This is a genomic window from Chitinophagaceae bacterium, assembly GCA_016710165.1.
Lineage (GTDB): Bacteria > Bacteroidota > Bacteroidia > Chitinophagales > Chitinophagaceae > Ferruginibacter.
The window spans coordinates 1,346,627-1,360,765 of sequence record JADJLJ010000001.1; the positions used below are offsets into that span (position 1 = coordinate 1,346,627).

Here is a 14,139-nt window from a genome sequence, read left to right on the forward strand (position 1 = left end):
CCTCATTTTCTCTGCGGTAAAACTATATTAATTTAGATACTTTATTTCTCTTTATATATTTGCCATTCCCTTTTTCCACCAGGCATTTTCCATCATCAATAACAACCTGGCCTCTTAACAGGACAGTTTTACATTTCCCGGTCAGTTCCCATCCTTCATAGGCAGAATAGTCGGTATTCATATGATGCGTTGATACACGGATGGTATGTTCTTTATCAGGATCGAATAAAACGATGTCAGCGTCAGAACCCGGTGCTATGCAACCCTTCCTGGGAAACATGCCGAATATCTTTGCCGGGTTGGTGGATAAGACCTCCACAAACTTATTCAGGGTGATCCTTCTCTTTCTTACTCCTTCACTGTACAATAACTCTACCCGGTGCTCAATAGCCGGATGCCCGTTCGGTATTTTAGAAAAATCATCCTTGCCCATTAATTTTTGTTCCCATTTGAACGGACAATGGTCTGTTGCCACCACCTGTACCAATCCCTGGTTGATACCGGCCCACAAAGCTTCCTGGTCTTTCTTCTCCCGCAGCGGCGGGCTCATCACCCATTTGGCACCATCGAAATCTTGTTCGTATAAAGAAGCATCCAGTAATAAATACTGGATACAGGTCTCTGCAAATACTTTTTGATTTTCCCGGTTATTGTTACGCACTGCATTCAATGCGCCTTCGCAGGTCATGTGTACAATATAGCCCGGGCAGCCCGTGTAACCTGCTATGGAAGCAAAACGTTCCGAGGCTTCCGCTTCCGTGATCTCCGGCTGGGATAAATAATGATACAGCGGCGCCCTGTTTCCTTCGGCCCTGTTCTTAGCAATTAAAAAGTCGATCATGTCGCCATTGGTTGCATGCACCGTGACCATCCCGCCCCGTGTCTTTACTTCATTCATCAGTCCCACCATCTGTTTATCATCGATCATCAGGGCGCCTTTATAAGCCATGAAAATTTTGAATGAGGTGATGCCTTCTTTTTCAATAAGGCCAACGATCTCTTTACAGGTGTTCTCATTGAAATCGGTTACAGCCATGTGGAAGCTGTAATCGCCGACTGCATTTCCATTGGCCCTTCCGCTCCATTCGTTGAATGCATCGTATAAAGAATTACCCTGTTTTTGAAGAATGAAATCAATCACGGTAGTAGTACCGCCATAGAGTGCTGCCCGGGTACCTGTTTCGTAATCATCACTGCTGAAGGTTCCCATGAAGGGCATTTCCAGGTGTACGTGCGGGTCAATGCACCCGGGAAAAGCAAGCAGTCCCGTTGCATCAATTTCCCGGTCGGCTTTAGCATCAAGATTTTTTCCGACAGCGACAATGCTTTCTCCCTGGATAAAAATATCGCCGGTGTAATCATCAGCAGCGCCAATAATGTGGGCATTTTTTATAAGCAAGGACATGGTCAATCGTTTTCTATGTTATCCAAATTTACACTACCTGTTTTATAATTCCGCATCAATACAATATACACCACTCCGCTTACAAAGAAGCCGACAAACCAGGCATAATGATAGAGATTTGATACCCATTCAGGAAATGCGGTTGATGAGATCAGTTTCACCTGCAACAAAAATCCGGGCATGTTGGGCAGGATGCCGGCAAACAAAGCAAGGATGGCTGCACCATTGAAACCGTTCTTAAATCCATATTGCCCTTTATGCCGGTATAGTTCTGCCACATCCAATTGCTGTTTACGTACAAAATAATAATCAGCGATCAGGATGCCTCCTACCGGGCCAAGCAGGCTGGAATAAGCAATGAGCCAGGTGAAGATATACCCGTTGGGATCGGCAATCAATTTCCATGGAAAGATCAGGATACCAATGACACCGGTGATGTATCCGCCCGTCCTGAAATTGATCTTCCCGGGGGCCAGATTTGAAAAGTCGTTGGCAGGACTTACAATATTGGCTGCAATATTCGTTGCCAATGTAGATATGGCCACTGCGATCATGGCAAAACTCACCAACAGTTTATTTTCAAACTTTCCGGCCAATACCACCGGGTCCCAGATGGTTTCTCCGTAAATGATAAAGGTGGCCGATGTTACCACCACGCCAATAAAAGCAAACAGCGTCATGGATGGAGGCAGGCCAATGATCTGTCCATTGATCTGTGCCTTCTGGTTCTTTGCATACCGGGTGAAGTCGGGAATGTTCAATGAGAGTGTTGCCCAAAAACCAACCATCCCCGTGAGCGCCGGAAAGAAATAGGTCCAGAATGCCGGACCTGTCAGTTTTGCCGGTTGTGCAAGTATGGGGCCCAGGCCATGCCCGGCATTGATCGCCCAAAACAATAATGCCAGCGCCGCCAGTGGTAAAAAGAATGCTTTGAACAGCAGTAATTTCCTGATGCTTTCCACACCCAGGTAAACGACCCACATATTGAGCAGCCAGAAAAGAAAAAAACAAATGGCCGGGCCGGTCTGCAACCCAAATGATTCAGGAAAAATTTGTGGCAAGGTTGCCAGTGCAGGGATCCAGAGTTTAAGCATCTGGTAGGTGGCAAAGCCCCCGATCCATGTCTGGATACCAAACCACCCGCAGGCAACAATGGCTCTTAGTATGGCCGGAATATTTGCACCCGATGTACCGAAACTTGCTCTTGCAAAAACGGGAAAAGGTATTCCGTATTTGGCCCCGGCATGTCCGTTCAGTATCATCGGCACCAGTACAATGGTATTTCCCAAAAAGATGGTGAGAATGGATTGCCACCAGTTCATGCCCCCTTCGATCAATGAACTCGCCAGCATGTAGGTAGGGATACATAAACTCATGCTTATCCATAACGCTGCATAGTTCCATGTACCCCAGCTGCGTTTGCTTTGGGGAATGGGGGCAAGGTCTTCGTTGTAGAGGGACGCCTCACTGCCCTCCAAAGGAGGGTTCCTGAACTCTGAATTTTCGGGGTTTCTGCTATGCATCTTGGCAGTTAAAATTTAGGGATCTTCTTAGGCCGCTCCTTTGGAGGGGTTTGGGGAGGCTTCTTCGTCAGCTATTTTGATCGCCTCACTGATTATCGCCAGCCCTTCATCGATCTGTTCTTTGGTAACACAAAGCGGCGGTGCAATGAATATATAGCTCCAGCGCACGAATGTGTACATGCCCAGGTCTTTGATCTTTGCTGCCACTTTATTCATTACGGTCATCTCATCCGGCTTTGCATTGAAGGGTGCCATCGGTTCTTTGGTGGTTCTGTTCTTTACCAGTTCAATACAACCCAGTAAACCGGTTGTGCGGAAGTTTCCTATGGAAGGATGTTTCTGTTTTAACTGCTCCAGTTTTTCTTCCACATACTTACCCATGGCTGCAGCATTTTCTATCAGGTTGTCGTCTTCGTATATTTTTATCGTTTCCAATGCGGCCGCACAACTCACCGGGTGGGCAGAATAGGTGAGCCCCAATGACAAAACAGTATCATCATACTTTGCTGCGATCTTATCGGATACCATCAGGCAACCAAAAGGAAGATAACCGCAGGTAAGCCCCTTGGCCATGCAGATCATATCGGGGATGATGCCATGGTTCTCAAAACCAAACCATTTACCGGTACGGCCAAAGCCGCTCATCACTTCATCCATGATCAGGAGTATGCCATGTTTATTACAGATCTCCGCACTGCCTTCAAATATCCCTTTGGATATTGTAAACAACCGGAGGAACCGGATTCCCCTTCCAGTAAAATGGCTGCGATATTTCCCGGGGCTTCATAAGCGATCATTCTTTCCAACTGGGCAACCGATTCTTTCAATAAATTCTCCTCGCCGTATTCCCAGCGGTATAAATAAGGAAGATCGAAGTGGACAAAGTTGGGCGCCTGCTGTGAATCAACCGGGATCCTTCTCGGATCGCCGCTCACGCTGATGGCACCGATGGAAGCGCCGTGGTAAGATTGATAGCGGCTTAATATCTTATGCCTGCCTGTATAAAGCCGGGCAAGTTTAATTGCGTTCTCTATGGAAGTAGCACCGCATAAAGTAAAGAATGCCTTGTTCAGGTCGCCCGGGCATATCGCTGCCAGTTTCTTCCCCAACTCACCACGCACTTTGGTGACACAACTCGGCGTTACATAACTGACTTCCTGCATCTGCTTTACCACCGCCTCAGTAATGCGTTGATCACCGTGACCGATGTTGACATTCATCAGTCCGGATGAAAAATCAATATAACGCCTGTCCTCATAGTCGTACAGGTAAACCCCTTCAGCATGTTTTACCGCAATGGGTGCAATGCCTTTTTGCTTGCTCCAGGAAAACAATGTGTAATCCAGGTTGTTTTGAATTATTTCTGTTGATCCGGAGATTGTTTTTGTTTGTGACACTTTTATTTATTTTGAATGTTGAATGCTGAATTTTAAATGAATGACATTTGCTTCATTCAACATTTAAAATTCAACATTTAAAATAATTATCAGCTCATCCAGTTCACTCCTGCTTCCGGGTTCCACTTGGTGGTACTCTTCTTCAGTTTGGTCCAGAATTCAATGGAACTCTTCCCGGTAATATCCCCTACGCCGAATTTACTTTCATTCCATCCGCCAAAAGGAAAAAGGTTCACGTGGTACCGGCACCCACGTTCACACCAATCATGCCGGCGCTGGCCCGGTCGATGATATAACGGGCCATGCCGCCGTTCTGTGTGAACACACTGGCTGCATTGCAATAGGGATTGGCATTTTCAATAGCCAACGCCTCATCTACCGTATTGGTACGCATGATGGAGATGACCGGCCCGAAGATCTCTTCTTTGGCAACACTCATCTCCGGTTTTACAAAATCAATCACTGTGGGACCCACATAAGTGCCATTCTCCTTTCCCTTCACTTTTGCCCCACGGCCGTCTACTAAAATTTTAGCACCGTCCCTTTCTGCCTCACCAATATATCTTTCGATCCTTTCCTGTGATGCTTTATTGATCACCGCCCCTAAATTCTCCCCCGGAATGATCTTTCTTGCTTCTTCGCAGATCTTATCAATGATCGCATCTACATTTCCCACCCCGATCATGGCGCTGGCAGCCATACAGCGCTGGCCGGCACATCCGCTCATGCTGGCTGCTACATTCTGTGCGGTCATTTCCGGTTTGGCATCGGGCAATACCATCAAATGGTTCTTTGCCCCTCCCAATGCCAGGCATCGTTTGTAATTTGATGTTGCACGCTGGTAAACGATCTTCGCAACCCTGGTTGAGCCTACAAATGAAACGGCTTCAATACCCGGATGATCGCAGATGGCTTCCACAATCTCCACATCGCCATGAACGATATTGAAAACCCCATCTGGCAAACCGGCTTCTTTCAGTAATTCAGCCAGTCTTCCGCAACTCAACGGAACTTTCTCCGATGGTTTAATGATCATGCAGTTTCCTAAAGCGATCGCATTGGGTAATGTCCAGTTGGGAACCATGGCCGGGAAATTAAACGGCACGATGGATGCAACTACCCCCAGTGGCACGTGCTCGGTGCGGCATTCCACACCTTTGCTTACTTCCAGGATCTCTCCCGTCACCAATTCGGGCAATGAAGTGGCAAACTCGGTAAGTTCAATACATTTTTCTATTTCAGCTACCGATTCCCCGTAGGTCTTCCCATTTTCTTCGCTGCACAATTCTGACAGTTCCTTTAAATGCTTCTCCAAAAGCATTTTATAGCGGAAGAAAACCTGCACCCTTTCCTTTATGGGAGTCCGGCTCCATGCAGGAAAAGCTGCTTTTGCTGCCTTAACAGCTGCATCAAGTTCTTTTACCGAAGACATGGGTACCGTAGATAGCAGGTTACCGTCAATGGGAGAGATCACTTCCATTGTTCGGGAAGAAGTCTCAACAAATTTTCCATTGATATAATTTTTAACCGGAGCGTATTTCATATACAAGTTTATTAAACCATAAATTAATGAAAATATACGAGACCAGATAAGTTACTGGCTGGAATTTTGAATGGAGTATAAAAAACAAAAAGCCCCTCGAAAAAAATCGAAGGGCTGGAGTTGTTGTGTCGGGATGGCAAGATTCGAACTTGCGACCTCCTGGTCCCAAACCAGGCGCGATAACCGGGCTACGCTACATCCCGAACTTGGTTACCGTCTTTACTATTTTTTTGACTTCCTTTGCGTCGGATGGCAAGATTTTAACTTGCAACCTTCCCGATCTCAATCGGGACGCAATATAACCGGGCTACGCTACATCCCGAACCTGGTTACCGTCTTTACTATTTTTTGACCTCCTTTGCGTTGGATGGCAAGATTTTAACTTGCAACCTTCCCGATCTCAATCGGGACGCAATATAACCGGGCTACGCTACATCCCGAACCTGGTTACCGTCTTTACTATTTTTTTGACTTCCTTTGCGTCGGATGGCAAGATTTTAACTTGCAACCTTCCCGATCTCAATCGGGACGCAATATAACCGGGCTACGCTACATCCCGAACTTGGTTACCGTCTTTACTATTTTTTTGACTTCCTTTGCGTCGGATGGCAAGATTTTAACTTGCAACCTTCCCGATCTCAATCGGGACGCAATATAACCGGGCTACGCTACATCCCGAACCTGGTTACCGGTCTTTACTATTTTTTTGACCTCCTTTGCGTCGGATGGCAAGATTTTAACTTGCAACCTTCCCGATCTCAATCGGGACGCAATATAACCGGGCTAAGCTACATCCCGAACCTGGTTACCGGTCTTTAAGAACTTTTTTTAAGGGAGGGTGGGATTCGATCCGCCAACCGGCGGAACAGTTTAACCCAAGATCTCCTTTTATCAAAAACCTTGCGGAGAGGGTGGGATTCGATCCGCCAACCGGCGGAACAGTTTAACCCAAGATCTCCTTTTATCAAAACCTTGCGGAGGGGGGATGCGATCGCCAACCGGCGGAACAGTTTAACCAAGATCTCCTTTTCAAAAACCTTGCGGAGAGGGTGGGATTGAAACTGCGGAGAGGGTGGGATCGATGCCAACCGGCGGACAGATCTCCTTTTATCAAAAACCTTGCGGAGAGGGTGGGATTCGATCCGCCAACCGGCGGAACAGTTTAACCCCAAGATCTCCTTTTATCAAAAACCTTGCGGAGAGGTGGGATTCGATCGCCAACCGGCGGAACAGTTTAACCCAAGATCTCCTTTTATCAAAAACCTTGCGGAGAGGGTGGGATTCGATCCGCCAACCGGCGGAACAGTTTAACCCAAGATCTCCTTTTATCAAAAACCTTGCGGAGAGGGTGGGATTCGATCCGCCAACCGGCGGAACAGTTTAACCCAAGATCTCCTTTTATCAAAAACCTTGCGGAGAGGGTGGGATTCGATCCGCCAACCGGCGGAACAGTTTAACCCAAGATCTCCTTTTATCAAAAACCTTGCGGAGAGGGTGGGATTCGAACCCACGGTACAGTTTAACCCGTACGACGATTTAGCAAACCGTTCCTTTCGGCCTCTCAGGCACCTCTCCGAAATACCTAAAATAATTATCCCCTCTTTCCTTTCGTCCGCCAGCTGGCGGAACCTCCCTGTTGTAACCTGCCCTTATTTGCTAAGGGGTGGCAAAAATACAATTCAATAAGGTATCACCCAAAACTAAATAGAAAAACAGGCACAATTTATCGGGGAACCGTTATTGCATAAAAAATCCGGGGTCATGGAAGAACCCGGATCACTATTAGTGCTTGGTATCAGGTTTCTTTTACATGGCAGCCAGGTGAACCTTCTGCTGCAGTTCCATCACACTCTCTTTAAAGAGGCTGTCGGTATCCATCAGGTCTTTTACTGTCTGGCAACTGTGAATTACCGTGGTATGATCTCTTCCGCCAAAGTGCTCGCCGATGGTCTTGAGTGAGTTCTTTGTAAATGCCTTTGCCAGGAACATGGTGATCTGCCGGGCCTGTACTATTTCACGTTTACGTGTTTTTTGCAGCAGTTTATCGTATGGCACGTCAAAGTATTCGCATACCATTTTCTGGATGGTATCGATGGTGATCTCCTTACTGGAAGACTTTACAAAATTGCGAAGTACTTTTTTAGCCAATTCAAGGTCAATTTCCCTCTTGTTAAGCGAAGATTGTGCCAATAATGATATCAAAGCGCCTTCCAGTTCACGCACATTGCTGTTAATGTTATAGGCAATATATTTCACCACTTCTCGGGGCATATCCAGCCCGTCATTCTTCATCTTTTTCTCCAGTATCTCGATCTTGGTATCGTAATCCGGAACCTGCAGATCGGCGCTCAAACCCCAGCGGAAACGGCTCAACAATCTTTCCTGAACCCCCTCCAGGTCCTTGGGCGGCTTGTCGCTGGTCAATATCAGCTGTTTACCACTCTGGTGCAGGTGATTGAATATGGAGAAAAAAGCATCCTGTGATTTTTCGGCCCGGTTAAAGAACTGCACGTCGTCAATGATCAATACATCGATCAGCTGGTAAAAATGGATAAAATCGTTGATGGCGCCGTTGCGGCCATGGTCGATGAACTGGTTGATGAATTTTTCAGAACTTACATACAGCACTATCTTATTGGCATGAAGCCTTTTTACCTCGTTGCCAATGGCCTGGGCAAGGTGGGTTTTACCCAGTCCAACCCCGCCGTATATCACGAGGGGGTTAAAAGAGGTGGTGCCCGGCTTTTCTGCCACCGTTTTACCGGCCCGGCGGGCCACCCGGTTGCAATCGCCTTCAATAAATGCTTCGAATGTATATGCCGGGTTCAGCTGCGGATCGATCTGCATCTTTTTCAGCCCCGGTATTACGAACGGATTTTTAACGGGATTATTTATTACTAAAGGAAAATCCATTTCGTTATTTGCAAATGATTTATATCCCTGGCCGGGAACATCTATTGTTTGTGGTTTGTTCTTGCTGTTGCCACTGTCTACCATGATGCGGTATTCAAGGCGTGCTTCTTTTCCCAATTCCCGCTTTAATGTTTTTGCAAGAAGCGAAACATAATGTTCTTCCAGGTACTCGTAAAAGAACTGACTTGGGACCTGGATGGTTAAAACTTTTTCTTTCAATGCGACCGGTTTAATGGGTTCAAACCAGGTCTTGAAATGCTGCCATTCAACAATGTCTTTGATTATCTCCAAACAATTAGCCCATACTTTTTCAAAAACTTTGTCCATTAGTCCTTAAGCAATTTATATGTCGAGTTAAGAATAGTTTCTTCTGTGGTTTTGCCGGGTAAAATTTCTTTTCAGTTTTCAACGAAAAAAAATCTTTGGCAGGACAGCGAATATCGAATAAAATGTTGAAAAAAAAATTTTTTATTCCATTGTTTTTTTTCCTACCACAACAGTATGCGATTTCGCCAGATTTTTTCGTTTATAACCGGCAAATTCAAAGTCGAGCCTGCCAAGCTGAATGCCTGCCCACCCCACCTGGTTTACCACTACATCACTGCCGGTTTTGTTCTTGTAAACGGCCGGTTGATCCATAAAGGTATGGGTATGCCCGCCAATTATCAGATCTATATTTTCCGACTCCCGGGCAAATACCTCATCGCTCACTTTATTATCCCGGTATTTATATCCCAGATGGCTCAGGCAAATGATCATATCACAACCGTCTTCATTCTTCAGCATGGCTGCTGTTTCATTTGCTTTCCGGATGGGGTCAAGGTATTTTGTATTACCAAATAAACTGTCCGGCACCAACCCGGTCATTTCAATACCAACCCCGGTAACCCCGATCTTCAATCCGCCTTTTTTAAAAACTTTGTAGGGTTGGTATTTAAATTCCATCGGTGTATTTGTAAAATCATAATTGCAGATCACCAACGGGAAATTGCCATGCTTCAACTGGGTGGCAAAATTCTCAAGGCCGGCATCAAAATCATGGTTGCCCATCGTAGCAGCATCATAACCCATGGCGGCCATGGCTTTCATTTCCGGTTCGCCCTTATATATTAAAAAAGGGAGTGCCCTGGAAAATATCACCGGCATCAAGCAACAGTATATTTTGTTCTTCGTTCCTTATCTGCTTTATCAGCCCGGCCCGGGCTGCCACGCCTCCAAGCCCCTGGTTCCTGCCCCCGTCCATCGGGAAGGGCTCCAACCGGCTGTGTACATCATTGGTATGCAGTATCGTGAGCTTCTTAACTCCCTCCTCCCCACCCAAACCGGCCAGGGCCGTTCTTGAAGTGAGAAGTGCTGCCGTGGCCAGCGTTGCCTGGCCAATGAATTTTCTCCTATTCTGCATTACGTACCCTGTTTTCTGTTTTTGCTGATATTTTTTTGCCCTGGCGCTTAAGATCTGCCAGGTACTCAAAGATTGCATCCCGGAATATATAGCCATTGCTTACCTGCGGAACGGGCTTTAGCATCGTACAATCATCACCGCCATTGGCCACATAGTCGTTATTGGCGATGGTATAAACCGCTGATTCGTTCAAAGGCGCCCCTCCCACAGTTATATCAATGGCTTTTTTATCTTTTATCTGCATCGTGATGCCCGAGCAGGGCCATCCCCCCCTGCCGGCAATATGATCTAAAAATTCGTGCAACACTTTCCCGTTCACCTTTTGTATGATCAGCAGGTTATCGAAGGGTGACAACTCAAATATCTTTGCCCGCGTTATATTTCCGGCAGGCATGGATGGCAACCGGATGCCTCCATAATTTATAAAGGCAGCATCCACATGGATCCCATAGTTTTTTTCAGCCATGGCCAGCATCGCATCCGCCAGGAAATTACCCAATGAACCTTCGGGTTGTTTCTTTTCAAGGGCCATTTCGGAAACGGCCACTACCTCGTACATGCTTTTTGATAAACTGTCTGAATACGGTTTCAGTAAAACCAGCATGCTGCTGTCCTGTTTGGCTCCTGCCGCAATGCGGTAGTCATTGTATTGAACTTTTTGCGCCTGGTACGAAGTGTGCAGGAAAAAATAAGGCTGGTCATTAGGAACCCAGCGAAAAAAAACTTGCTGATTTTGCTCATGTCCTGAAAGAAGAATTAAACAAAAGGAAGGTAGTTATTTTTATCTACAACCAAGAAAAGAATGAATAAAAAATTTTATAAGAAAATAGGTTTACTTTTGGATATTAAAATATTGTTATGAGTTATGAATTAGCCGGTAAACTGGTTGCCAAATACGATACGGTTCAACGTACCGAAACTTTTAAAACCAGGGAGTTTGTGGTTGAAAAAACCGATGACATCAACGGACGTACCATTACCAATTATGTGAAGTTCCAGTGCGTACAGGACAAAACAACCATCATTGACCGGGTGAATGTGGGTGAGGAGATAAAAGTATATTTCAACATCAAAGGCAGCAAGTGGGAAAAAGACGGCAAGGTGAATTACATTACCAATTTAGATGCCTGGCGTATTGAACAGATATTGCAACCCGGTTCCGTTAAAACAGATAATGATTACCTGGAGCCATTGGATACTTTTTCAGAAACGCCACCAGATGCGGTGGATGACCTGCCATTCTGAACGCAGATCGTTTAAGTCGTTGAAAGGTTTAAGTCGTTTCAGGGTTTCAAGGTTCATGATTTCTTTCATTGTTCTTAGCATAACCACCTAACACCATGCAACAAAAAATTTCTCTCAAACTTCTGCCATCAGAGGCTGCAGATGATATCTCCATAAAAAGATCCATTGCCGGTCATACAGGCAAAAAACCTGCTGAGGTTTCGGGTTATCATATATTAAAGCAGTCCATTGATGCAAGAGCAAAGACCATCTGGATCAACCTCACCGTAAATGCCTTCCTGGATGAGCCGTTCATAAAACGTACCATCCTTCCGTTTGCATTCAAAGATGTGAGTAAGGCAATGAAGAAGGTTGTGATCATCGGGGCCGGTCCCGCAGGACTTTTTGCAGCCTTTCAATTACTGGAGCAGGGCATAAAACCCGTCATTTTAGAAAGGGGAAAGGATGTGAGGGAAAGACGAAGGGACCTGGCCCGGTTAAATAAGGAAGGCATTGTGAACCCCGAAAGCAATTATTGTTTCGGTGAAGGCGGCGCCGGCACGTACAGCGATGGCAAATTATATACCCGGAGCACCAAACGGGGCGATAGAGACCGGGGTCTCAACCTCTTTGTAAGATTTGGCGCATCCGAAGAGATATTATACCAGGCCCATCCGCATATCGGCACCAATAAACTGCCGCATATCATTACGGCGATGCGGGAACAACTGACCGGATGCGGGGCAGAAGTTCATTTTGAGAAAAAAGTGGTGGACCTCATCATTGCCAACGATTCAATAAAGTCGGTTAAAACAGCCGATGGAGATCTGTTCGAAGCCGATGCCTTCATCCTGGCAACCGGCCATAGTGCCCGGGATATCTTTGAACTGCTGCACCGGAAGCAGATCTTGATTGAAGCCAAACCCTTTGCCCTGGGTGTACGGATCGAGCATCCGCAGCAACTGATAGACAGCATTCAATATCACTGCCCGGCCAGGGACGAAAATTTACCTCCCTCCTCTTACAGCCTGGTACAGCAGGTGAATAACCGGGGGGTATTTTCCTTTTGCATGTGCCCGGGCGGCATCATTGCGCCAGCATCCACATCACCCGGCGAATTGGTGGTGAATGGCTGGAGCCCCTCTAAGCGGAATAATCCATTTGCCAACAGCGGCATGGTGGTCCAGGTGGAACTGGAGGATTTAATTAAGAATGAAAAATTAAAAACCTGCCTGCCGGCAGGCAAGGTTAAAAATGATGCGTTGTCGATGATGCATTTTCAGCAAATGGTGGAACAGAAATGTTTTGAAACGGGCGGAGGCAATTTAGTGGCGCCAGCACAAAGAATGGTTGATTTCAGTAATGGAAAAACATCCTCTTCCTTACCCGGATGTTCCTACCACCCGGGATTAAATGCGGTCAACCTTAAAGATGTCTTGCCTGGTTTCATTTACCAGTCACTTGCCAAAGGCTTTATTGAATTTGGTAAAAAAATGAAAGGCTATTTTACCAATGATGCCGTGGTGGTGGCCACTGAAAGCCGCACATCATCACCCGTTCGGATCCCCCGCTGCAATGAAACACTGGCACACCCGCAGTTAAGCAATTTTTACCCCTGCGGCGAGGGTGCCGGCTATGCCGGTGGCATCGTAAGCGCTGCCATGGATGGGGAAAGGGTGGCAAAACAACTTGTAAAAACGATTGTGCTCATCGCTTTACCGTTTGTAAAATCGCTACCCGCCATTATTTATTCGTCCTTACATTTGACCTGCTAAAAAAAGCTACACATGAAAATCCTGGAAGTTCAAAACCTTAAAAAATACTTTGCCACGCAAAAAGCGGTTGACGGCATCAGCCTGCAGATCGAGCAGGGCAGCATTTTTGGGTTGCTGGGCCCCAACGGCGCCGGTAAGACCACGTTAATAAGAATGATCACGGGTATCTTCTACCCGGATTCGGGCGAGATCTTCCTGAAAGGGAAAAAATTCGACCCCGAGAACGATGCAAAGTACATTGGCTATATGCCGGAGGAAAGAGGACTGTATAAAAAAATGAAGATCGGTGAGCAGGCCCTTTATCTTGCCCAACTGAAAGGATTAAGCCGCCACGATGCCATGCACAAGATCAAAGACTGGTTCAAACGGTTTGAAATGGACAGCTGGTGGAACAAGAAAGTGGAAGACCTGAGCAAGGGCATGGGGCAAAAATTACAGTTCGTGATCACCGTGCTGCATGAACCCGACCTGATCATACTGGATGAGCCCTTCAGCGGCCTTGACCCGGTGAATGCCAACCTGATCAAAGACGAGATATACCGGCTGTCACAAAACGGCACCACCATCATCTTCAGTACCCACCGCATGGAACAGGTGGAAGAGATATGCAAACACATTGTGCTGGTAAATAAGGGGAAGAAGATACTGGACGGAACGGTGAATGATGTAAAACACGAATTCAAGGAAAACCTGTTTGGCATTCAGCTTGAAGCCATCCCGGATACCATTGACAGCCCGGCGCTTGAAATGATCAACGCCACCGGCAAAGAACTCCTTGTACGGATACGGGAGGGGTACAAGCCGAATGATGTGTTGAGTTATTTCATTGACCGGGGAAGCAGCGTGGTTTCCTTCAGGGAAATGCTGCCTTCGCTGAATGATATTTTTATTAAACTGGTGGAAGGGACACCGACTGCCAGGCAATTTGAAAAAATAACCGCCTGATCAACCGGCAAA

The 14,139-nt window shown here is 46.4% G+C and carries 7 protein-coding genes, 7 tRNA genes and 3 pseudogenes; 3 read left to right on the forward strand and 14 right to left on the reverse strand.

What is annotated here, in order from left to right; translation table 11 throughout:
- Nucleotides 1-22 precede the first annotated feature (22 nt).
- From hydA to IPJ02_05865, 14 genes and pseudogenes are all read right to left on the reverse strand, one after another.
- Entirely contained in the window at nucleotides 23-1,405 is a 1,383-nt protein-coding gene (gene hydA / locus IPJ02_05800) for a dihydropyrimidinase (protein MBK7375078.1), read from the reverse strand.
- Nucleotides 1,406-1,407: 2 nt separating this feature from the next.
- The gene (locus IPJ02_05805; GenBank protein MBK7375079.1) at nucleotides 1,408-2,928 is read right to left on the reverse strand and encodes an NCS1 family nucleobase:cation symporter-1; all 1,521 of its coding nucleotides are present in this window, start codon (nucleotides 2,926-2,928) and stop codon (nucleotides 1,408-1,410) included.
- A gap of 27 nt (nucleotides 2,929-2,955) precedes the next feature.
- Nucleotides 2,956-4,325 (reverse strand): annotated as a pseudogene (locus IPJ02_05810) (aminotransferase class III-fold pyridoxal phosphate-dependent enzyme).
- An 89-nt stretch (nucleotides 4,326-4,414) separates the two neighbouring features.
- Nucleotides 4,415-5,868, reverse strand: a pseudogene (locus IPJ02_05815) (CoA-acylating methylmalonate-semialdehyde dehydrogenase).
- Between the two features lie 128 nt (nucleotides 5,869-5,996).
- A tRNA-Pro gene (locus IPJ02_05820) sits at nucleotides 5,997-6,071 on the reverse strand.
- Nucleotides 6,072-6,113: 42 nt separating this feature from the next.
- A tRNA-Ser gene (locus IPJ02_05825) sits at nucleotides 6,114-6,190 on the reverse strand.
- A 41-nt stretch (nucleotides 6,191-6,231) separates the two neighbouring features.
- Nucleotides 6,232-6,308 (reverse strand) — tRNA-Ser (locus IPJ02_05830).
- A 42-nt stretch (nucleotides 6,309-6,350) separates the two neighbouring features.
- Nucleotides 6,351-6,427: transfer RNA gene (locus IPJ02_05835), tRNA-Ser, on the reverse strand.
- A gap of 42 nt (nucleotides 6,428-6,469) precedes the next feature.
- Nucleotides 6,470-6,546 (reverse strand) — tRNA-Ser (locus IPJ02_05840).
- Between the two features lie 43 nt (nucleotides 6,547-6,589).
- Nucleotides 6,590-6,666: transfer RNA gene (locus IPJ02_05845), tRNA-Ser, on the reverse strand.
- A gap of 688 nt (nucleotides 6,667-7,354) precedes the next feature.
- Nucleotides 7,355-7,443 (reverse strand) — tRNA-Ser (locus IPJ02_05850).
- Nucleotides 7,444-7,674: 231 nt separating this feature from the next.
- Entirely contained in the window at nucleotides 7,675-9,108 is a 1,434-nt protein-coding gene (gene dnaA, locus IPJ02_05855) for a chromosomal replication initiator protein DnaA (protein MBK7375080.1), read from the reverse strand.
- Between the two features lie 141 nt (nucleotides 9,109-9,249).
- Nucleotides 9,250-10,183 (reverse strand): annotated as a pseudogene (locus tag IPJ02_05860) (metallophosphatase).
- Nucleotides 10,173-10,787 (reverse strand): 5'-nucleotidase C-terminal domain-containing protein, encoded by a 615-nt coding sequence (locus IPJ02_05865; protein ID MBK7375081.1) that lies wholly within the window; start codon nucleotides 10,785-10,787, stop codon nucleotides 10,173-10,175. The pseudogene IPJ02_05860 and the gene IPJ02_05865 overlap by 11 nt, the downstream one beginning before the upstream one ends.
- A 254-nt stretch (nucleotides 10,788-11,041) precedes the next feature.
- Here IPJ02_05865 and IPJ02_05870 point away from each other — a divergent pair, with 254 nt between their 5' ends.
- The 3 genes from IPJ02_05870 (at nucleotide 11,042) to IPJ02_05880 (ending at nucleotide 14,127) form a co-directional block, all read left to right on the forward strand.
- The gene (locus IPJ02_05870; GenBank protein MBK7375082.1) at nucleotides 11,042-11,428 is read left to right on the forward strand and encodes a DUF3127 domain-containing protein; all 387 of its coding nucleotides are present in this window, start codon (nucleotides 11,042-11,044) and stop codon (nucleotides 11,426-11,428) included.
- 95 nt (nucleotides 11,429-11,523) lie between these two features.
- Complete coding sequence (locus tag IPJ02_05875) at nucleotides 11,524-13,182, forward strand: NAD(P)/FAD-dependent oxidoreductase (GenBank protein MBK7375083.1); 1,659 nt, start codon at nucleotides 11,524-11,526, stop codon at nucleotides 13,180-13,182.
- A 12-nt stretch (nucleotides 13,183-13,194) separates the two neighbouring features.
- Nucleotides 13,195-14,127, forward strand: coding sequence for an ATP-binding cassette domain-containing protein (locus tag IPJ02_05880; GenBank protein ID MBK7375084.1), 933 nt, complete (start codon nucleotides 13,195-13,197; stop codon nucleotides 14,125-14,127).
- Nucleotides 14,128-14,139: the final 12 nt, after the last annotated feature.